The following is a 20,492-nucleotide window of genomic DNA, read 5'->3' as shown; positions in this document are numbered from 1 at the left end:
CCTACGGACTGGAGGCTGTTGAATACCGGACGAAACGCCCCGGTCGAGCCTCCTGCGATAATCCCCCCTCCAGTAACTCCGCCTCCCGTGGAGCCCCCGCCTGTGCTGCCGCCACCGGTTCCGCCTCTCCCCGTCGATCCGCCACCGGTCACTCCCCCTGGCCCTGACAAGCCGCGGCCGGAACATTTGTCGACGGCTGCCAACGCGGCGATCAACACCTCGGCCGCCAGCACCGCGCAGGCGATCTGGCATGCGGAGTCAGGCACGCTGGCCAGGCGCATGGGCGAGCTGCGTCAGGGCAAGGATCAAGACGGGCTCTGGATACGCAGCTTTGGCGAGCGTCAGAAGCTCGATAACCATGGAGCGCGAGCATTCGAACAGACCGTCAGCGGGATGCAAATCGGCGCCGACAAATCCCTGCCGGTCGAGGATGGCCGTTGGTACATCGGCGGCATCGCCGGCTACAGCTCCGCCGACCGCCACTTCTCCGGCGATGGCTCGGGCAGTGCCAACAGCTATCACCTGGGCGCTTATACCACCTGGTTGGCGGATTCCGGTTGGTACGTCGATGGCGTGCTCAAGGCCAACCGTATACAGCAGGACTTCAAGGTGGAGGCCACCGATGGCCAAAGGGTGAAAGGCAAAACGTCCCAGAACGCCATCGGCGCCACCCTCGAAGCGGGGCGCCAGCTGCAATTGGGCGAGGGCTGGTTCGTGGAGCCGCAGGCTGGCATGGCGGTCGTCCACGTCAACGGCGATAACTATCGAGCCAGCAACGGGCTCGACGTTTCGGCGGGAGCCGGCAATTCACTGCAATTACGGGCAGGCTCCGCGCTGGGTCGCCGCATCGAACTGGCCAACGCAGATTTTATCCAACCCTATGTCAAGGTAGGCCGTGCGCAGGAGTTCAACGGCAAAAGTACGGTGCGCACCAACGGCATCGCCACCCGCACCGACCTGTCCGGTGGCCGTACCGAGCTGGGCCTGGGCATCGCTGCCGCGCTGGGTGCCAGCCACCGCGTCTATGCCGACTATGAATACGCCAACGGCTCGAAGCTGGATAAACCCTGGTCGGTCAGCGCCGGCTACCGGTATACGTGGTGACAGCTCTCTTTGAGTCGACGCACTCATTGCCCGGCAAATACACACGTCCATTCGGTATTTGAAACCGCCCTGGCGTTCGGGCAAAAGGTCGAGGCCTTGCTCGCCCGTTCGCCGCGGTGAGACTTTAGTCGTACAGGTCGCCCACAGGCACGCGCGGACGAGTACGGCTACGCCCAGGTCGCATCCGGTGCATCGGCAGCGCTCGAAACTTCTACGATGGGCCCTCGCCTTTCACCGTAGAGACCGACCATGCGCCAGATCCTGCTCGCTCCCTTGCTCGCACTTTCACTGGTCGCCGGCAGCTGTCTGGCCGGCCCTTCGTTCGATCATCTCTACGCCTTTGGCGACAGCTATTCCGACAACGGCGCCAGCGACCGCTTGACCCGGGACATGCTCGCCCAGCAGCTCAAGGACGCTCAGCAACTGCCCGGCGAGCTGTACTGGCAAGGCCGCTGGAGCAACGGTCCGACCGCCGTCGAAGTGCTTGCCAAAAGCCTGCGGCTGCCCCTCACCGACCACGCCGTTGGCGGCGCGAAAAGCGGCCAGAACAATTACTACGCCTGGATGACCGCATACCGCGACACAGGAGTGAGCGGGCAAATCGACGACTACCTGGCCAACGCCAAAGGCCAGGCCGACCCTCGCGCGCTGTACTTCATCTTCATCAGCGCCAACGACTTTTTCGAGCACGCCGACTTCGGCCACCAGGAGCCGATCGACGAATTGGCCGCCAGCAGCATCGGTCATATCCAGAACGCCGTCAGCCGCCTGGCCAAGGCCGGGGCCAGGCATTTCCTGGTAATCGGCAGCACCGACCTGAGCCATGCTCCGGCAGTGGTGGCCAGCGGGCAGCGCGAACCGGCGCTGCGCTATCAGCAGATACTTGAACGGCAACTGCCGCCGCTGCTGGTGGCCGAGAGCAAAAAGCTCGATGTACAAATCACCTACTTCGACCACATCGCCTTCAGCGACCAGCTGCGCCGCCAGCCTGGCGAACAGGGCCTGACCCAGCTCGACCAGCCGTGCCAGCCGACCTACCCCGAGGTGAAGCCGGCATGCGCCCATCCAGACGAATATTTCTATTGGGATGAATGGCACCCGACCCGCAAGGTTCATGCCCTGGTGGGGGAAGCCATGGCCAAGGCCCTCGGCCAGGCCCACTAAGCCACAGCCTCATCGATGAGCAGCAGCCCTGCCCTAGACGCAGGACTGCAACGGAAAACGATTCGCCCCGCTCCAGGCCAGGAAGCGCTCCTGCAACATCGGCCGGGCGAGGAAATAGCCCTGGGCCTCATCGCAACCGAACGCGTACAGCATCTGCAGACATTTGAAACTCTCGATACCCTCGGCCACGGTGCGATAACCCAGTTCGCGGGCCAGGCTGATGATCGAGCGGGTGATCTTCTGGTGCTGGGTGTTGCGTTCCAGGTCGGTGATCATCGACTTATCGAGTTTCACCACATTGGCCGGGATCTGATGCAGGTAGGCGAAGTTGCTGTAGCCAGTGCCGAAATCATCGATGGCCACATCCATGCCCAACTCGCGGATGCGCGTCAGCTGCGCCAGGACATTCGGGTTGGAACGTAGCCACTCGCCTTCGGTGATCTCCACTTCAAGCCGCCGCGGGTCGATGCGATGCAGCTCGCAGGCGCGACGGATCAGCTCGGCGATATCCTGGTCCTCGAAATCCTTGGGCGACAGATTGATCGACAGCTTGCTGCTCTCAGGCAGGCTCCAGGTGTGCAACTTGCTCAGCACCGTGTCGATGACCCAGCGGGTCACCTGATGAATCAGGCCATTGCGCTCCATCACCGGAATGAACTCGGCGGGCGAGATCGGCCCCAGCCACGGATGCTCCCAGCGCAGCAAGGCTTCGGCACTCACCTGGGCCCCGTCGGGCAGGGCGAAGCGTGGCTGGAACATCAGGTAGATCTGGCCACTGCGCAAGGCATCGTTGAGGTCCGAGGCCAGGTTGAAGGCGCGGCGCTGGGCATGATCGCGCCCGGCATCGTAGTGCGCCCAGAAGCTGCGCCTGGCCATGGCCAGCTCCAGGGCGAACATGGCCTTGCGCAAGGCATCGTCCACCGACTGGGTATCGATCTCGAACTCCACGGTTCCGGCGCAGACCGTGGGAATCATGGGAAACCCCAGCCCGGGCGGCTGGCGGCGCAGGCGACTGACCAGGGCATCGAGCAACTTGTCGAGTCCTTCGGCCGGCGCCGGCAGCAGGAAACCGAAGCGCTTGACCGACACGTGATAGACCCGCACATGCCGCCCCAGGTACTCCTGCAGGCGCAGCGCGAGAAAACGGATGATGGTCTCGAAAGGTGCCAGCCCCAGGGCCAGGGTCAATTCGTGGGCGACCTTCATGTCCAGGGCATCGATCAACACCAGCACGCGCTTTTCGCCGAGGTGATGCTCGGCCAGATCCCGCAGGTCGCCCTGGAACTGCTCGCGATTGGCCAGGCCGCTGACCGGGTCGCGACGCCGCAGGCGCTGGCGCTGCTCGACCTGCTCCATGACCATCGCCGCCATGTCCCGCAACTGCTGGCGTTCGACGATGCTCAACTGCTGCTCGACCTTGTCGATGATGCACAGGCTGCCGATGGCATAACCGGAGGAGGTCAACAGCGGCGCCCCGGCGTAAAAGCGGATGCCCTGGTCCCGGGTCACCAGCGGGTTGTCGCAAAAGCGCGGATCGAGCGCCGCGTTGCGCACCTCCAGCACCTCGCGGCCTTGCACCGTGAAGACACAGAATGACTGGCTGATGGGGGTCTGCGGCTGATCGAACCCCACCCGCGACTTGAACCACTGGCGATCGCGGTCCACCAGGCTGATCAAGGCGGTCGGCACCTTGAAGTACTCGGCCGCCATGCGGCAGATCCGGTCGAAATTCTCGCAACTGGCGGTGTCCAGCAACTCCAGGGCATGCAGGGCGGCCAGGCGCCGCTCCTCGGCAATCGCCTTATCGGGCATACACAACCTCGGGCCGGGATAACGCGATCATCACAATAAACAACCTATTCGCAGGGAGGCTGGAGGGACGCGACGACCTTGAATGCGATAGTGGCATTAGGACATCGCCCTCCAGAATGACTGACGGGCAGGCGCTTGCCAAACCCATCCGTCGGACGAACGGTATCGGTTACAAAAAAGTGCGGTTCTCAAGACCTTCGGCCTAGAGCGCTTTGACGGTTTTCGGCGCTGATCTCAGGCGCCAAAACGTGCGATAGCCGCATCGATGAAGTGCCGCAGCTTGGCGGTCATCCGCCGATCCGGCCGGTACAGCAGATGCATGGCGCGGCTCGGCGCCTCATAGCCGGGCAGCAACTGCACCAACTCCCCCGCGGCCCGCGCCGGTTCGAGAAAATCCGCCGGCCCCAGGACGATGCCGAAGCCATCCACGGCCGCCGACAGCAGGGCCCTGCTCTCGTTGACCTGCAAGCGGCTGCGCACCTGAACCTCATGCACCTGGCCGGCGCGGCGGAACTGCCATTGGTGGTCCGCCGGCCGCGACCAGTAGACGTACCCCAGGCACTCATGCTGTTCGAGATCGGCCGGCACCCGTGGCGTGCCCCGGGCGGCGAGGTAGGCAGGCGCCGCGCAGGCGATCAGCCGATAGGGCGCCAGCGGCCTGGCGGTGAGGCTGGAGTCGGCCAGTGGCCCGATACGAAAGGCTGCCTCGTAGCCCTCCTCCACCAGGTCGATGTAGCGATCGGTGAGGTGCAGGTCGATTTCCACCTCCGGATGCTCGCGCAAAAACGCCGTCACGAACGGCATGAGGCTGTAGGAGCCGAAGGTCACCGGCGCGCTGATACGCAGTTTGCCCCGGGGCGTGGCGTTCATGATCTGCGCCAGGGAATCGGCGGCCTGGGCCTCGCCGAGGATGTGTTTGCAGCGCTCGAGATAGGCACTGCCCAGCTCGGTCAGGCTTTGCCGGCGCGTGGTGCGGTTAAGCAGGCGCGCGCCCAGCCGCTGCTCCAGCGCCGCGACATGCTTGGCGACCATCTGCGGCGACAGCCCCAGGCGGATCGCCGCACGGGCGTAGGAACCGTTTTCGGCGGCCGCGACAAAGGCCTCCATGCTGGTCAGGCGATCCATCATTCAACACTCCCAGTAACGAGACCCAGTACCAGATGCTTATTTATCGCCATCCGGTGGCGAATCATCATAGCCGCTCGACCCTTTCAACGGAGCATGGACATGCGTATCGGCATTATCGGAGCAGGTTTTATCGGGCGCGCCGTGGCGCAACTGGCCCTGGCGGCGGGACATGAGGTGCTGCTCAGCAACTCCCGCGGCCCGCAGACCATGAGCAGCGTGGCCAGCGGCATTCGCGGCAGCCGCATCGGCAGCGTCGAAGACGCCGTGCAGTTCGGCGAGCTGGTGCTGGTGGCCATTCCGCTGGCCCACTACCGCAGCCTCCCCGCGGCCCTGCTGGCCGGCAAGACGGTGCTGGATGCCAACAACTATTACCCGGATCGCGACGGCCATATCGAGGCCCTGGACCGCTTCGAAACCACCACCAGCCAACTGCTCGCCGAGCACCTCGAAGGCGCCAGGGTGGTGAAGGTGTTCAATGCCATCCTCGCCCAGGACCTGCTGACCGACGCCCGCCCTGGCGGTGCTGCCGATCGTCGGGCCCTGCCGATTGCCGGCGACGATCCGCAGGCCAAGGCGCAGGTCGTGCAATTGCTCGACGAGCTGGGTTTCGACGCTGTCGATGGTGGCGGGCTGGCAGACAGCTGGCGCTTCGAACGGGCCAAACCGGCCTACTGCATCCCGCTGGATAAACCGGGGCTGCGCGCGGCCCTGGCGCAGGCGCAACGCGAGGTCGAACTGCCCGAAGGCTGGTGGCGCTCCTAACGCCAGCAGCATTTGATGTCGATCAGTCAAAGAAAGGGTAGGAGCGAAGCTTGCTCGCGATGGTCGCTAACGATAACGCGCATCTACTGGGTAAACGCGGCGCTCTCAAGTCCATCGCGGGCAAGCCTCGCTCCTACAACGGATTACCTTCGCTTTTATAGCTGGGGCTATTCTCGCTCAACTGGCCCAGCCACCCGCATGCAGGTGCCAGCCATCGCCGCGACGCTCCCAGAACGGGTGCACATAATGGTACCCGGGGCGCAACGGCTCCCAGTGGCCATGGACCGCCACATACTGCCGGCCATCCCAGTGCCAGTAAGCCCGGGACCAGACATAACCCGGGCGATGCATGGGCTCGACTTCGATGACCCGCACCGGCGGTGGCTGCGACGCAACCACCTCGGTGTACTCCACCGGCGCCGCGCGTTCGACCACCCGCCGCTCATGCACCACCCGTTCCTGCACACACCCGGAGGCCACTACGACCACCGCCATCAGAGCCGTGTAACGTAACAACATGCTGCCTCCCCGGCGCTTGACGCCGACGTTTGAACTGCTGACAACGCCCCCTGCAACTACCCGGCTCCTGCCAGGCGTACGGAGTGTTTTAACAGCTCGAAACTGTCTGCTTGCTGAACCTGGTAGCGGCCGGCAGACCGCGACAGCGGGGTGGCGACAAACGGCCAGTCAGCGGCGGTAGATCAAGGTCGTCGAGCGTCGAAATCCGCCCGGGTCATCTCGAAGAACTTGCTCGGCAAGCCTTCGAACTCACCGTCGCGCACAAAACGAAAACCCACTTTGCGCGCCACCGCCAACGACGCCTGGTTCAAGGCATGGGCATCGGCGACGATGCGTTCGACTCCAGCGCCGAGAAAGGCATGCTCGACGATGCGCCCCGCCGCCTCGGACGCAACCCCCTTGCCCCACGCCCGTCGCACCAGGCGCCAGCCCATTTCCAACTCGGGGCCGACGGCCTCGTAGGGAATGAACGACACCCAGCCGAGAAACTCCTCCGGCGCGGACTTGGCAAAGATCGCCCAGTAACCGCAGTGCTCACCAAAATCGCGCTCGATACGCGAACGCACAAAATCGCGGTGCTCCTCGCCACCGTCCCAGGGGCCGGGAAGGTAACGAGTGACGTGCGGATCGAGGTCCATGGCGATGCATGCATCGAAGTGTTCGAGGGTGCGCGGGCGCAGCAGCAGGTTGGGGGTTTCGAAGTGGAGGTTCATTTGTCGTGATATCCATATTCCATGACATTGGCAGCACCCAGGGAGCAGCGTGTGCTCAAGAACAACAACACCTGGCATGCGATATCATTTGAGTTCTTTATAATTAAAGCCATAGCCATACGGAGCGACATTATAGAGCTTCACATAAGGAAACTTACTCCGAAACATATCGACCACGTCCTCGCTGTACTTCTCATCCATATTCGGCCCCAGATAAACACCTTTGATAGCCTCATTGGAAATATTGAACAACCCTTCCCTGCCACTCAGGAAGCGGAGTTCCTTTTCATACTCCCAGATCGAATGTTTTCTTAGAATCGATGTCTTGATGTAATCGTCCATTCCCACCTGATGGGGCTTGATGGCATTACGCATGAACTGCGGAAAATCCAGCTCACACATTTCAGGTTCGTAACTGATCAGCTCGTTATCCATGGCGTCATCGCGATTGAGCTCACGAAGCGATCTGTCGAGCACATGAAAGTCAAAGTCTATACACAAGCCGCGGAAGCTTTTCGTGTAGTGAGCCCACATAAGGATTTCATTCGCTCGTTCTGCGACGGTACTTCCAGACATGACTCGGCAGCATGAGAAAGCGGAGAAGGTTTCCATGATGTTTCGGACAGTATCTTTCTCTATCTCGCCAATGGCTTCCACAAGCCCATCATAGTGACCATCAATCTCCAAAGCTTTTCTGTATTCCGGAAGCTCCGCCGGGGCAATGGCCCCTTTAGAAGTGACGACCTCCAGAAATACATTAATAACTTCCTCACGCTCCAGCTTCGAAAAGCGGACATTGCCCTCAAAGGGATCATTCAGATTCTTCAAGTAACTGAACCAGACTTTTTCGTCTTTCAAAGAATCCAAGACATAGTCTTCTGGCGGTAGAAACTTCAACAACTTCTCGATTTTATCAACACTCATCACACTGTCCTTGTTCAACCCGCATAAGGTCCCTATCTAAAAGCCAGGGCAAGAATACAGAAGCCCCACCACACATATCAATGTGATATCACTCAAGCAAAAGCGAACATGCCTTGCGGTTTTTCAGCGGGATAAAGCGCCAGGCAACACGTAAGCCCATTGGTTATGCAGACGCTCAGGACAGTAGCGCCTGAATGTCTTGCCAGAGGGAACGAGGAATCTGCACACCGTGCTCGAGACTGCGCTTTCGAGCCTCGAAACGCCGCTGCGACGGCAGCCGCGCGCCTTGCGCGGTGATGGCCGCGAATAGCCCTTCGGCGCGCGCCAGGCCGTTCTCGTAGTCCTGCCCCAGAAACACCTTCGGATCGAACGCCAGGATCAGTTCACCATGGCAAGGCGCGGCGCCGACGCCGGCGTCGAAGGCCATAGACTCGGCGCTGGTGAGGTCGCCGATCAGCGCGCCGGCCAGCAGTTCGATCATCGCCGCCAGGGCTGACCCCTTGTGCCCGCCGAAGGTTTGCATGGCGCCTTGCAGGGCCGCCTTGGCGTCCGTGGTGGGCTGGCCCTGGGCGTCGATGGCCCAATGTTCGGGGATGGCTTTGCCTTGGCGCGCGTGCAGTTCGATATCGCCGCGGGCGATGGCGCTGGTGGCGAAGTCGAACACGAACGGCTGGCCCGACGGCCGTGGCCAGGCGAAGGCCAGGGGGTTGGTGCCGAACACCGGCTTGCTGCCACCGGCCGGCGCCACCCAGCTGTGGCTGGGGTTCATGGCGATGCCCACCAGCCCTTCGGCGGCAATCGCCTCGACCTCCGGCCACAGCGCCGAGAAGTGGAAGCAGCGCTTGATCGCCATGGCCACGAGCCCCTGGCTGCGGGCCTTTTCCGCCAGCAGCGGCAAGCCGGTCTGGAACGCCAGCAAGGAATAGCCGTAGTGCGCATCCACCTCCAGCACGCCCGCGGAAATAGACCGCAGGCTCGGTTCGGCCAGCGGGTCGACCTGGCCCTCGCGCACGGAACGCACACAGCCCAGCAGGCGATACACCCCGTGGGAGTGGCACTCGTCGCGCTGCCCCTGGGTGATGACCTCGGCAATAGCCCGGGCATGGGCATCGGACAGGCCGTGGCGGGTCAGGACTTTGAGGGATAGTGCCTGGACTTCGGCAAGGGAAAGGGTAACGAGATCGGACATAGGGACTCCTGGTCCGGTGGCGACAGTCAAGGCCGGGGAAACCCGACCCTATTGGGTTGAAGGTGAGATCGCCGAAGGCCTGCGGCCTTATCGTCCGAACGCGGCCCGAACCTTCGGCAGCGGCTACAGACTCTCAACACGGCCGCTCACCGTTGAGGCGCAGCGGAACCTGCCAGGGGTTGTCGCTGCGCAGGGCCTGCGGCAGCAGTGCTTGCGGCAAGTCCTGATAGGACACCGGACGCAGGAAACGCTGGATCGCCAGGCTGCCCACCGAGGTGGTGCGCGTATCCGAGGTGGCGGGGAACGGCCCGCCATGGACCATGGCATGGCCGACTTCGACACCAGTGCCAAAACCGTTGACCAGCAGGCGGCCGGCCTTTCGCTCCAGCAACGGCAGCAGTTCCCGGGCTTGCGGATGGTCGTCGTCACTCAGGTGCAGGGCGATGGTCAGTTGACCTTCCAGGCTCGCCAGCAGCGCTTTCATCTGGGCCGCATCAGTGCAGCGCACGATCAACGAGGCCGGGCCAAAGACTTCTTCGCGCAGCGCAGCGCGGGCCATAAAAGCCGCAGCCGACGTGGCGAACAGCGCGGCCCGGGCCTGATAACGCTCGCCGTCACCGCCCTGTCCCAGGCAGTCCACCTCGGCATGCCGCAGCAGCCGCTCGACACCCTGGCAGTAGCTGGCGTGAATGCCTGGCGTCAGCATGGTCTGCGCCGGCGCCACCTTGAGCGCCGCGGCCGCCGCGGCTTCGAATGCCCGCAGCGCCGGGCTGTCGACGGCGAGGATCAACCCCGGGTTGGTGCAGAACTGGCCGGCGCCCAGGGTCAGGGAGCCGACAAAGGCCTTGGCAATTTCCTCTCCCCGCTCGGCCAGTGCATTGGCCAACAACAGCACCGGGTTGATCGAACTCATCTCGGCATAGACCGGGATCGGCTCCTCACGGGCCGCGGCGATCTGCATCAACGCCACGCCGCCGCTACGCGAACCGGTAAAGCCCACGGCCTTGATCCGCCCATCCGCCACCAGCCCCTGGCCGATGCTGCGGCCGGCATCGAACAGCAGCGAGAACACCCCTTCCGGCAACCCGTGGCTGTGCACCGCCTGCTGGATCGCCTGCCCTACCAGTTCCGAAGTGCCGGGGTGCGCCGAATGCGCCTTGACCACCACCGGGCAACCGGCGGCCAGCGCCGAGGCGGTGTCGCCGCCGGCCACGGAAAACGCCAGGGGAAAGTTCGAGGCACCGAACACCACCACCGGCCCGATGGCGATCTGGCGCAGGCGCAGATCCACCTTGGGCAAAGGCTGGCGTTCCGGCTGGGCCGGGTCGATGCGCGCTTCCAGGAAACTGCCGTCGCGCACCACCGCCGCGAACAGGCGCAGTTGACCGACCGTGCGCCCGCGCTCGCCTTCCAGGCGGGCGCGAGGCAGGCCGGTCTCGCTCATGCAGCGCTCGATCAGCTCGTCGCCGAGGGCGAGGATGTTACTGGCGATGCTCTCGAGGAACGCCGCCCGTTGTTCCAGGCTGGTTTCCCGATAGCGGTCGAATGCCGCTTCGGCCAGGGCGCAGGCGCGCTCCAGGTCATTCGGGCCGGCGCCGCCAAAACTCGGCGCCAGGGCCTCGCCAGTGGCGGCGGCCAGCGCATGCACTTCGCCGTGGCCGCCACGCACGCGGGCTTGGCCGATCAGCAGTTGTCCTGTTACAGGCATGGGTTACCTCTCCGAATAGATGGTATGAACAGCGGTCATTCGTCTTCCCCTTCCAGCACCAGCTTGCTGCCTGGCACCCCGGTATTGGCGCCCCAGTAGTAGATGCACAGGGCCATGACCGTGACGGCCAGGGTGTCGTAAGGGTGAGTGAGGGTGCCGATACCGCCGAAGCTGCCCAGGTAGGAAATGACCATGGTCAGGGCGTAAAAGGCGATCAGCCACAGGGACGAGCGCACCTGTTCGCTGAGGCTCAGGTGGTCGGTGGGCACCAGGCGCTTGCAGCCCAGGTAGATGACGAACATCAGGATCTGCAGGCCCAGCAGCCAGGACACCGTGCCCCAGCCGGACCAGTAGACAATCAGCGCGGCGATGACAAAGGACACCGGCCCCAGCAGGCCGAAGCCGCTGACCCGGAACGGCCGCGGCAGGTCCGGCGCGCTCTTGCGCAGCGCCGCCACGCTGATCGGGGCAATCGCATAACTGAGCACCAGGGCCGCCGACACCACATTGATCAGCGCCTCCCAGGACGGGAACGGCAAGGTCCAGAACACCGACAGGCCGAAGGTCAGCCACAGCGCCGGGCGCGGGATGCCGGACTGCTCGTCGATGCGGGTGAAGATCTTGAAGAAGGTCCCGGTCTTCGCCCAGCCGTAGACCACCCGTGGCGTGGCGTTCATGTAGATGTTGCCGCAGCCGCTGGGGGAAATCACCGCGTCCGCCACCACCAGATAGGCCAGCCAGCCGACGCCCAGGGTCAGGGCGATGTCGCGGTACGGCAGGGAGAATTCCTTGCTGATGCTGCTCCAGCCGTTGGCCAGCATGTCGGTGGGAATGCTGCCGAGGAACGCCAGTTGCAGCAGGCCGTAGATCAGGGTCGAGAGCAGCACCGAAAGGATCAATGCGATGGGAATGGTGCGCTGTGGATTACGCACTTCGCTGGCCACCGAAATGATCGGCGTCAGGCCCAGGTAGGCGAAGATGATACCGCCGGCGGAGACCGCCATTTCGATGCCGGACAGGCCGAAGGGGGCAAAGCCCTGGACGTGGAAATTGTCCGGTTTGAAGAAGCTGAACAGCACGCCGATGACCAGCAGCGGCACGACGAACTTGAACAGGCTGATGAGGTTGTTGGACTTGGCGAAGGTCTTGACGCTGGAGTAGTTGAGCCAGAAGAACAGGCACAACAGGGCGAACTGCACCAGCCAGCCGAGAATGGTCGGGTTGCTGTTGCCGGCATGGGTCAGCCCCGGAAACCAGGCCGCCGCGTATTGCCGCGCCGCCACCACTTCAATGGCCACCAGGCTGGAAAACGCGATCAGTGTGATAAAGCCCATCAGGTAGCCCAGCAACGGCCCGTGGGAGAACACCGGATAGCGCACCACCCCGCCCGCTCGCGGCAAGGCCGCGCCCAGTTCGCAATAGACGATGCCCAGCAGCAGGACGGCGAAACCGCCAAGCAACCAGGAGAAGATCCCCGCCGGCCCGGCGATGGCCGAGACATGGCTGGCGGCGAACAACCAGCCGGAGCCGAAGATCGCCCCCAGGCCGATGAATGTGAGGTCAACCAGAGAGAGCTGTTTCTTGAATTTGCCTTGGCCTGACATAGGCGCGCCTTCTTATTGAGTTATTGGAGTAGGCAGATCGAATGTCGCGCCGGCCTCCCGCGGACGGGGTACCGACGTGGTGAAACACGGCACTGCGCGAGTACCTGATTGTTCTTCTCGTGGACCAGGGCGCCCCCGCCACCCAGCGCGCGGGGGCGTCCTGTCGGCGGGCCTACAGACCGACGTCGGGCAATTGCGGACGCTCGGCCAGGGCCTTGGCGACTATCGCCTTGACCTCGGCCAGGGTCTCGCCCTGCAGGGCCAGGCGCGGTGGGCGGGTGATCGAGGAGCCGCGGCCGACCAGTTCCTCGCAGAGCTTGATGCACTGCACCAGGTCCGGACGCGCGTCCAGGTGCAGCAGCGGCATGAACCAGCGGTACAGCGTCAGGGCCTCTTCAAAGCGTTTTTCCTTGGCCAGGCGGAACAGGGTCTCGCCCTCTTTCGGGAAGGCGTTGGACATGCCGGAGACCCAGCCTTCGGCGCCGACGGCGATGCTTTCCACCACCACGTCATCCAGGCCGGCGAACAGCACGAAGCGATCACCCACGGCATTGCGCAGGTCGATGAAGCGCCGGGTGTCGCCGGAGGAGTCCTTGAAGCAGACGATGTTTTCGCAGTCCTGCAGGGCGATCAGCACGTCCGGGGTGACGTCGTTTTTGTAGATCGGCGGGTTGTTGTAGACCATCACCGGTAGGTCGGTGCCGGTGGCGATGCTGCGAAAGTGCGCGGCGGTCTCATGGGACTTGGCCGAATACACCAGGGCCGGCATCACCATTACCCCGTCGACCCCGACCTTGGCCGCTTCGCGCACGGTGTTGCGGGCGAACTCGGTGGTGAACTCGGCGATCCCGGCGATCACCGGTACGCGGCCGCCGGCGGCGTCCTTGGCGACCTCGATCACCGAGAGTTTTTCCGCGGTGCTCAGCGAAGTGTTTTCGCCCACGGTGCCGCACACCACCAGGCCCGACACGCCGTCGGCCACCAGGTTGCGCATGACGCTGTGGGTGGCGTCCAGGTCCAGGGAAAAGTCAGCTTTGAACTGGGTGCTGACAGCAGGGAACACACCGCTCCAGTGGATGGCTTTACGGCTCATGGTCTTGTCCTTGTTGGTTGAGTCGGCCGGGCCGACAGGCGTTGAAAACGAAAAACAGATTCCGCCTTTCGCCGCCCTGGAGCTTGAGGTTTTTCCCGCTCAAGCAAGACGAAATCGGCACATTCGCCCAATCGTCCACAGACCTTTTCCGTCCATTGCGCCTGCGCGCTACCCTCCTTCGACCCGCCTGAAATCCCCTGCACCAGCAGCCGCACCGCACGCCTGTAGCCGCTGTCGAGGTACGAGGCTGCGATCGGCTGCGCAGCAGACGCAGAACCTGTATCCCCGATCTGTCTGTCACACCACGTCGTCCGATCTGGCGGACGCTGCGCGTCCGTGCGCAGCCTGCGGCAGCGGCTACAGGGTTGGCGGGAAACCCCACTGTGCCAATTTCGTCATCCGCCGCAGAGAAAACCCACAAGCGATACAGCCCTTTCCCGAGCCAATCTGTAGGCCTTTTCCGTCAGGTGCTGCCATGAAAAAAATAACCGTCATCGATTCACATACGGGGGGCGAGCCGACTCGCCTGGTTGTCGACGGCTTTCCCGACCTGGGCAGCGGTTCGATGGCCGAACGGCTGGCGATCCTGCAAGAGCGTCACGATCGCTGGCGCACGGCCTGCGTGCTGGAACCGCGGGGCAGCGACGTGCTGGTGGGGGCCCTGCTGTGCGAACCCCAGGCGGCGGATGCCTGTGCCGGGGTGATCTTCTTCAACAACAGCGGCTACCTGGGCATGTGCGGCCACGGCACCATCGGCCTGGTGCGCTCGCTGCATCACCTGGGCCGCATCGCCCCCGGCGTACACCGCATCGAAACCCCAGTGGGCACCGTCAGCGCCACCCTGCACGACGACCTCTCGGTCAGCGTGCGCAACGTGCCGGCCTACCGTTACCGCAGCGGCGTCGAACTGCAGTTGCCCGGCCACGGCCCCGTCCGCGGCGATATCGCCTGGGGCGGCAACTGGTTCTTCCTGATCAGCGAGCATGGCCAGCGCATCGCCCTGGATAACGTCGAAGCCCTGACCCACTACACCTGGGCCGTGCGCGAAGCCCTGGAGGCCGCCGGCATCAGCGGCGCCGATGGCGGCGTGATCGACCATATCGAGCTGTTCGCCGACGACCCGCATGCCGACAGCCGCAACTTCGTGCTGTGCCCCGGCAAGGCCTACGACCGCTCCCCCTGCGGCACCGGCACCAGCGCCAAGCTGGCCTGCCTGGCCGCCGACGGCAAGCTGGCGCCCGGGGCGATTTGGCGTCAGGCCAGTGTAATCGGCAGCCAGTTCAGCGCCCGCTACGAGCAGGCGGGCGAGCAGGTCATCCCGACCCTTCGCGGCACCGCCCATATCAGCGCCGAAGCCACTTTGCTGATCGAGGACAGCGATCCCTTCGCCTGGGGCATCGTCTCGTGAGCGAGCCGGCCGAAGCCGACGTGCTGGTGATTGGCGGCGGCATTGTCGGGGCCGCCTGCGCCCACGAAATGACCCGCCGCGGCCTGCGGGTGCGGGTGCTCGACAACGCCAGCGGCGGCGCCACCGGCGCAGGCATGGGCCACCTGGTGGCGATGGACGACAACCCCGCAGAACTGGTGCTGAGTCACTACTCCATCGGCCTGTGGAACCAGCTGCGCACGCACCTGCCGGCCGCCTGCGCCTACCGCAATTGCGGCACCCTGTGGCTGGCGGCGGACCCGGCGGAAATGGACCTGGCCCGGGCCAAGCAGGCGACCCTGGCCCAACACGGCGTGGCAGGCGAATTGCTCGACAGTACGACCCTGGCCGGACTCGAACCCATGTTGCGCAAAGGTCTTGGCGGCGCCCTGAAGATCCCCGGCGACGGCATTCTCTATGCCCCGGCCACGGCCCATTGGCTGTTGCACAACACACCTGGGATCAGCTGCGAGCGAGCCACCGTCAGCGCCATCGCCGCCCAGCGCGTGGAGCTGGATGACGGCCGTGTGCTGCGCGCCGAGTACGTGGTGCTGGCCAACGGTCTGGCGGCCAGCAGCCTGCTGCCGGAGTTGCCGCTGCGGCCGAAGAAGGGCCACTTGCTGATCACCGATCGTTACCCCCGACAGGTGTCCCACCAACTGGTGGAGCTGGGCTACGCCGCCAGCGCCCACGCCAGCAACGGCACCTCGGTGGCGTTCAATGTGCAGCCACGGCCGACCGGGCAATTGCTGATCGGCTCGTCCCGGCAGTTCGACACTCTCGACCCGGCCATCGAGCCCGAGGTGCTGCGGCCGATGCTGCAACGGGCCGTGGCCTATCTGCCGGGGCTGGCGCAACTGAACGGCATCCGCGCCTGGACCGGCTTTCGCGCCGCCACCCCGGACGGCCTGCCGATCCTTGGCGAACACCCGCGATACACCGGCCTGTGGCTGGCGGTCGGTCATGAAGGCCTGGGCGTCACCACCGCCCCCGGCAGTGGCCGGCTGTTGACCAGCCTGATGCTCGGCGAACGGCCGGATATCGATGCCCATGCCTATCGCCCCGAACGCTTCGCCGAGCTGACCGCCACCCTGACAGGAAGCGCCCCATGATCATCTACCTGGACCGTCAGACGCTGACCGTGCGCGATGGCCTGAGCGTCGCCGCGGCCATCGCCGCCAGCGGCGACCCACGTACCCGAACCTCCTGCAGCGGCCAGCCCCGGGCGCCCTTCTGCGGCATGGGCATCTGCCAGGAGTGCCGCATGACCATCGACGGCCGGCGCCAACTTGCCTGCCAGACCCTGTGCCGCGAAGGCATGCACGTGGAGCGCACGCCATGAGCCAACAACGCCTGACCTGCGACATCCTGATCGTCGGCGGTGGCCCGGCCGGCCTCGCGGCAGCCCGAGCGGCGAGCCGTAGCGAGCTCTCCATCGTCCTGCTCGACGACAACCCACGCCCCGGCGGCCAGATCTGGCGCAACGGGCCCGGCGTCACGCTCCCCGGTATCGCCCGCGAAGCCTTGCAGGTGCTGCAACACTCGCGGCTGCGCTACCTGCCGGGCACCCGGGTGGTGGCCGGCGCTGGTGCCAATGCCCTGCTGCTGGAAGATGCCGAGCAGGCTCTGCTGGTCCACTACCAGAGCCTGATTCTGTGCTGCGGCGCCCGCGAACTGCTGCTGCCCTTCCCCGGCTGGACCTTGCCCGGAGTGACAGGCGCCGGGGCCTTGCAGGCGCTACTGAAAAACGGCCTGGCCGTGGCCGGCGAGCGGGTGGTTATCGCCGGCAGCGGGCCGTTGCTGCTGGCCAGCGCCGCCACCGCCCGTCAAGTTGGTGCCCGGGTCGAGGCGGTCCTGGAACAGGCCCCGTTGCCCGCGCTGGCGACATTCACCGCCGGGCTCTGGCGCTGGCCGGCCAAGCTCGGCCAGGCCGTCGGGCTGGCCACCACTTCCTATCGCTGCAACGCCCATGTGCTCGAAGCCCTGGGCGACGATCGCCTGGAAGCGGTGCGCATCCAGCAGGGCGAACAGGTGCGGGAAATCCCCTGCGAACGTCTCGCCTGCGGGTTCGGGCTGGTGCCCAACACCACCCTGGCCAGCCACCTCGGCTGCCAGCTGCAAGCCAACGCGATTGCGGTGGACCGTTACCAGGGCACCAGCCTCGCCCGGGTCTACGCGGCCGGCGAATGCACCGGGGTCGGCGGCAGCGAACTGGCGAGGGTCGAAGGCGAGATCGCCGGACTGGCCGCCAGCGGGCAGACCCGGGAGGCCACCGCGTTGATCCAGCGCCGGACCCATTGGCAGGCGTTCGCCGAGCGAGTGAGTGAAACCTTCGCCCTGCAACCGGCGCTTCTGCGCCTGGCGCGAGCTGATACGCTGCTGTGCCGCTGCGAGGATGTGCCCTACGCCGCCGTGGCTGGCGAAGCGGGCTGGAGCGAGGCCAAACTGCACAGCCGCTGCGGCATGGGTGCCTGCCAGGGGCGGGTTTGCGCCACGGCGGCACAGGCCCTGTTCGGCTGGACCGTGCCGACACCACGAGCGCCCCTGGTGCCGGCGCGGATCGAGACCTTGCTGATGGAGTCGACGCCCGGCGCGAAGTGACGAGCAGACCGTTGCCGCTGGCCGCCCGCCAACGGCGCCGTGGGATTCAAGGATGAGCCAGTAGACCCGAAGTCGCGGGGCGCGCCCCGCCCCCTAACAAGAGCAGCCCTTGATGATCGACACCGCTCAGCTGCACCGCCTGCCCGAAGCCATCGCCAGCCAGGCGCCCGAGGATATTCACGACCTGCTGGGCAGCATGGCCCTGGTGATCCCGCTGCTCGACACCCTGCCCAACGCGGTGTTTTTCATCAAGGACCTGCAGGCCCGCTACCTCACCGCCAACCTGACCCTGGCCCAGCGTTGCGGTTTCAAGAACGTCGCGCCGCTGCTGGGCAAGACCTCGGCCGAGGTGTTTCCCGCCGTGCTCGGCCCGGTCTATACCGAGCAGGACCAGCGCGTGCTGCGCCAGGGCATCACCATCAAGGGCCAGCTGGAACTGCACCTGTACGGCAGCCGCGAACCCGGCTGGTGCCTGACCCACAAGCTGCCGCTGCATGGGCGCGACGGGCGGATCATCGGCATGGCCGGCATCTCCCTCGACCTGCAGGCCGCCCGCGACGCGCACCCGGCCTACGAACGCCTGGCCGCGGTCGACCGGCATATCCGCGAGCACTACAACGAAGCCATCCGCCTCGACGACCTGACCCACATCGCCGACCTGTCCATCGCCCAGCTGGAGCGCTACTGCAAACGCATCTTCCACCTCACCCCGCGGCAGATGATCCACAAAGTGCGCCTGGAACACGCCTCGCGCCTGCTGCTCGGCGAACTGCCGATCACCGACGTCGCCCTGCAATGCGGCTACACCGACCACAGCGCCTTCAGCCGCCAGTTCAAGGCCCTGACCGGCGTCAGCCCACGGCAGTTCCGGCAGAACGCCGCGCACTGACCTGGGCCCATTTTTCCTGGGGTGATAAAAGAGCATGCCGTTAGAGCCAGAAGCCCCTGGCTCATAACCGAATGTTCCATATCGGCCTTATGACTCCGCTATTTTTCATGCCCCCGCACGGCATAAGATGGCGACGGGAAAAACACCCCGTAACCGTTGAACAGCCCAGCCGCGCCTACCCGTCCACATCGACGCCCTGGCCCCGTGATAGAACATTTAACGGATTAAATTTCTGTGCACACCTCTTTCAATTCAACGGCGCGGTCAGTGTGGTCCTTTGTGGCTTTGGGGGTATTACTTATACTTTCCGAAGCCATCTACGACCTGGTATTCGCCAACCTCGCCTATTCCATTAGCGGAACGACGCTCGCTGTTACCACCACCTACGCCGTCGGCTATAGCGCTGAAATACTGGTAACCCTGCTAGGCGCGGGTTTTATCGATCGTTTCAACAAATGGAAACTGTTCATTGCCACGCAACTGGCCAACATTGCGGTGTTTGTCCTGGCTGTTTTTGTCCTCAGGATCTACGACAGCTCCGTGGAGTGGGTGTGGTTTTTTGCCTTCTTAATCGACCTGATCCATCAGTACTCACGGCTGATCATGTTTGCCTTGATCCCGTTCCTTTTCACCGCTGACAACATCCCCAGAATCAACGGCCTGCTCGCCACCTTCAATGGCATCGCCAGGACCCTGGGGCCGGTCATCGGCGCCCTGGTCATTTTCAACGTCGGCTTGTCGATCTCACTGCTGGCCTCCATTGCCTTCATGCTGGCGGCGCTCGCCTTGACGATCAGCCTGAGCGCCTTGAATGAGAAGACCTCGACCCTCGATATCTGCAGCACGTCGTTTGCCCAACGCTTACAGGAAAGTGTCACCGGCGCATCAAGAGCCACCATCGATCTGTTGCGCGCTCCACGCTGGCGGTATTTCCTTGCCTCCTATGCCACCTGCCTGCTGGTGGTCAGCGTGCTGGCGCTGCTGTGGGTCCCCTTGCTGCGGGGCTTTCATGGGTTTTCTGAAGCACAGACCGGCTACCTGTTCTCCGTTGGAGCAGCAGGCGCCATAGCCGGCGGACTCGCCTTGCGCGCCAGTGGCCAGGCCTCCCGGGTGCCGGGCACGATATTGCTGTCCCACCTGATCATGATCTCGGGGGTCTGCATCACGTTATGTCTGCGCGGCAACCTCTGGCTCGCGGGCACCGGCATGTTCGTGTTCCAGTTCGGTACCACGCTGTATTTTCGTACCACGGCCAGTGCCATCCAGCTCACCGTACCCAAGGAAATCATTGGCAGCTGGTATGGCTCGATAGACTTCATCAGCCGCTTTGCCGGACTCGTGGGCATTCTGCTGGCGGGTTGGGCCTACGATAAGCTCGGGACCTACGCCATCTACTCGATACTCTTGCTCTTGCTGGCACTGAGCAGTTTCAACTGGCGCGGCAGTCGCCAGGCTCGTTGGTTGGTCAATACCTGAGGCTGTGCCCCCTCGGTCCGACTCAGTGCCCATGACCTGAAGCATGGGCACTTTGCGCGAAAGCCTCCTTGCCCGATGTTACTCGAGCAGCTCGCTGCATAGCTCGTCAGCATCTTGTCGTCCTCTGCTTCTGCATCATCGTTATCGGCATTCCCTGCTCCGAAGGCGCAGGCAACCGCAAGAGACGGCTGGATAGCACCACTCATTGCAGACCTGAGACGATCATTGATTTGATCATTGAGAAATTGACCCACCATTTTTCGAGTCAGCTCATAAAACTGTTCCCGGACTTTTTGGGTAATCACTCCGTCGTACACCCGCGATGCAAAGACATGGTTTTTTCCAGCGCCAGGGCACGCCGGCCGCACAACCCGGATCAA

At 64.2% G+C, this 20,492-nt stretch carries 18 protein-coding genes and 1 pseudogene; 9 read left to right on the top strand and 10 right to left on the bottom strand.

What is annotated here, in order from left to right; genetic code table 11:
* Nucleotides 1–102 precede the first annotated feature (102 nt).
* Nucleotides 103–1,104 carry an autotransporter outer membrane beta-barrel domain-containing protein gene (locus tag DK261_RS32480; RefSeq protein ID WP_256597621.1) on the top strand — a complete coding sequence of 334 codons (1,002 nt, stop codon included), beginning with the start codon at nucleotides 103–105 and terminating at the stop codon, nucleotides 1,102–1,104.
* A 249-nt stretch (nucleotides 1,105–1,353) separates the two neighbouring features.
* The gene (locus DK261_RS32475; protein WP_101281938.1) at nucleotides 1,354–2,268 is read left to right on the top strand and encodes an SGNH/GDSL hydrolase family protein; all 915 of its coding nucleotides are present in this window, start codon (nucleotides 1,354–1,356) and stop codon (nucleotides 2,266–2,268) included.
* A gap of 33 nt (nucleotides 2,269–2,301) precedes the next feature.
* Here DK261_RS32475 and DK261_RS32470 read toward each other — a convergent pair whose 3' ends face one another.
* Both DK261_RS32470 and DK261_RS32465 read right to left on the bottom strand, forming a co-directional pair.
* Entirely contained in the window at nucleotides 2,302–4,080 is a 1,779-nt protein-coding gene (locus DK261_RS32470; protein WP_028681774.1) for a bifunctional diguanylate cyclase/phosphodiesterase, read from the bottom strand.
* Between the two features lie 234 nt (nucleotides 4,081–4,314).
* On the bottom strand, nucleotides 4,315–5,205 hold the full coding sequence (locus DK261_RS32465) for a LysR family transcriptional regulator (RefSeq protein ID WP_028681775.1): 891 nt from the start codon (nucleotides 5,203–5,205) through the stop codon (nucleotides 4,315–4,317).
* 102 nt (nucleotides 5,206–5,307) lie between these two features.
* On the opposite strand from DK261_RS32465, the gene DK261_RS32460 reads away from it, so the two are divergent.
* The gene (locus tag DK261_RS32460; RefSeq protein WP_016702118.1) at nucleotides 5,308–5,970 is read left to right on the top strand and encodes an NADPH-dependent F420 reductase; all 663 of its coding nucleotides are present in this window, start codon (nucleotides 5,308–5,310) and stop codon (nucleotides 5,968–5,970) included.
* Between the two features lie 177 nt (nucleotides 5,971–6,147).
* On the opposite strand, the gene DK261_RS32455 is transcribed toward DK261_RS32460, so the two are convergent.
* From DK261_RS32455 to DK261_RS32425, 7 genes are all read right to left on the bottom strand, one after another.
* Nucleotides 6,148–6,489, bottom strand: coding sequence for a YXWGXW repeat-containing protein (locus DK261_RS32455; RefSeq protein WP_009047466.1), 342 nt, complete (start codon nucleotides 6,487–6,489; stop codon nucleotides 6,148–6,150).
* A 182-nt stretch (nucleotides 6,490–6,671) separates the two neighbouring features.
* Nucleotides 6,672–7,202 carry a GNAT family N-acetyltransferase gene (locus tag DK261_RS32450; RefSeq protein ID WP_038630820.1) on the bottom strand — a complete coding sequence of 177 codons (531 nt, stop codon included), beginning with the start codon at nucleotides 7,200–7,202 and terminating at the stop codon, nucleotides 6,672–6,674.
* Between the two features lie 84 nt (nucleotides 7,203–7,286).
* Complete coding sequence (locus DK261_RS32445; protein WP_016702115.1) at nucleotides 7,287–8,126, bottom strand: DUF2971 domain-containing protein; 840 nt, start codon at nucleotides 8,124–8,126, stop codon at nucleotides 7,287–7,289.
* 175 nt (nucleotides 8,127–8,301) lie between these two features.
* Nucleotides 8,302–9,315 (bottom strand): Ldh family oxidoreductase, encoded by a 1,014-nt coding sequence (locus tag DK261_RS32440; RefSeq protein WP_038630818.1) that lies wholly within the window; start codon nucleotides 9,313–9,315, stop codon nucleotides 8,302–8,304.
* Between the two features lie 133 nt (nucleotides 9,316–9,448).
* Complete coding sequence (locus DK261_RS32435) at nucleotides 9,449–11,023, bottom strand: aldehyde dehydrogenase (NADP(+)) (RefSeq protein WP_110177481.1); 1,575 nt, start codon at nucleotides 11,021–11,023, stop codon at nucleotides 9,449–9,451.
* Nucleotides 11,024–11,058: 35 nt separating this feature from the next.
* On the bottom strand, nucleotides 11,059–12,627 hold the full coding sequence (locus DK261_RS32430; RefSeq protein ID WP_110177479.1) for an APC family permease: 1,569 nt from the start codon (nucleotides 12,625–12,627) through the stop codon (nucleotides 11,059–11,061).
* A 172-nt stretch (nucleotides 12,628–12,799) separates the two neighbouring features.
* Entirely contained in the window at nucleotides 12,800–13,720 is a 921-nt protein-coding gene (locus DK261_RS32425) for a dihydrodipicolinate synthase family protein (RefSeq protein ID WP_016702111.1), read from the bottom strand.
* 475 nt (nucleotides 13,721–14,195) lie between these two features.
* Between DK261_RS32425 and DK261_RS32420 the strand changes: the two genes are divergently transcribed.
* From DK261_RS32420 to DK261_RS32395, 6 genes are all read left to right on the top strand, one after another.
* Nucleotides 14,196–15,128 carry a 4-hydroxyproline epimerase gene (locus DK261_RS32420; protein ID WP_110177477.1) on the top strand — a complete coding sequence of 311 codons (933 nt, stop codon included), beginning with the start codon at nucleotides 14,196–14,198 and terminating at the stop codon, nucleotides 15,126–15,128.
* A complete protein-coding gene (locus DK261_RS32415; protein ID WP_110177475.1) occupies nucleotides 15,125–16,258 on the top strand; it encodes an FAD-binding oxidoreductase in 1,134 nt (377 codons plus the stop codon). Before DK261_RS32420 ends, DK261_RS32415 begins: the two co-directional genes overlap by 4 nt.
* Nucleotides 16,255–16,488, top strand: a complete 234-nt coding sequence (locus tag DK261_RS32410) for a (2Fe-2S)-binding protein (protein WP_009047458.1) — start codon at nucleotides 16,255–16,257, stop codon at nucleotides 16,486–16,488. The genes DK261_RS32415 and DK261_RS32410 overlap by 4 nt, the downstream gene beginning before the upstream one ends.
* Nucleotides 16,485–17,747, top strand: a complete 1,263-nt coding sequence (locus DK261_RS32405) for an FAD/NAD(P)-binding oxidoreductase (protein WP_110177473.1) — start codon at nucleotides 16,485–16,487, stop codon at nucleotides 17,745–17,747. Before DK261_RS32410 ends, DK261_RS32405 begins: the two co-directional genes overlap by 4 nt.
* A gap of 112 nt (nucleotides 17,748–17,859) precedes the next feature.
* Complete coding sequence (locus tag DK261_RS32400; RefSeq protein WP_038630807.1) at nucleotides 17,860–18,636, top strand: AraC family transcriptional regulator; 777 nt, start codon at nucleotides 17,860–17,862, stop codon at nucleotides 18,634–18,636.
* A 234-nt stretch (nucleotides 18,637–18,870) separates the two neighbouring features.
* The gene (locus DK261_RS32395) at nucleotides 18,871–20,112 is read left to right on the top strand and encodes an MFS transporter (RefSeq protein ID WP_241189353.1); all 1,242 of its coding nucleotides are present in this window, start codon (nucleotides 18,871–18,873) and stop codon (nucleotides 20,110–20,112) included.
* 101 nt (nucleotides 20,113–20,213) lie between these two features.
* On the opposite strand, the pseudogene DK261_RS33750 reads toward DK261_RS32395, so the two are convergent.
* Nucleotides 20,214–20,444: pseudogene (locus DK261_RS33750) on the bottom strand (restriction endonuclease); the annotation flags it as partial.
* Between the last annotated feature and the right edge of the window lie 48 nt (nucleotides 20,445–20,492).

The sequence above is a fragment of the Pseudomonas sp. RW409 genome, from assembly GCF_003184125.1.
Classification (GTDB): domain Bacteria; phylum Pseudomonadota; class Gammaproteobacteria; order Pseudomonadales; family Pseudomonadaceae; genus Aquipseudomonas; species Aquipseudomonas chlororaphis_I.
This window is presented reverse-complemented; position numbering and strand designations above follow the sequence as displayed.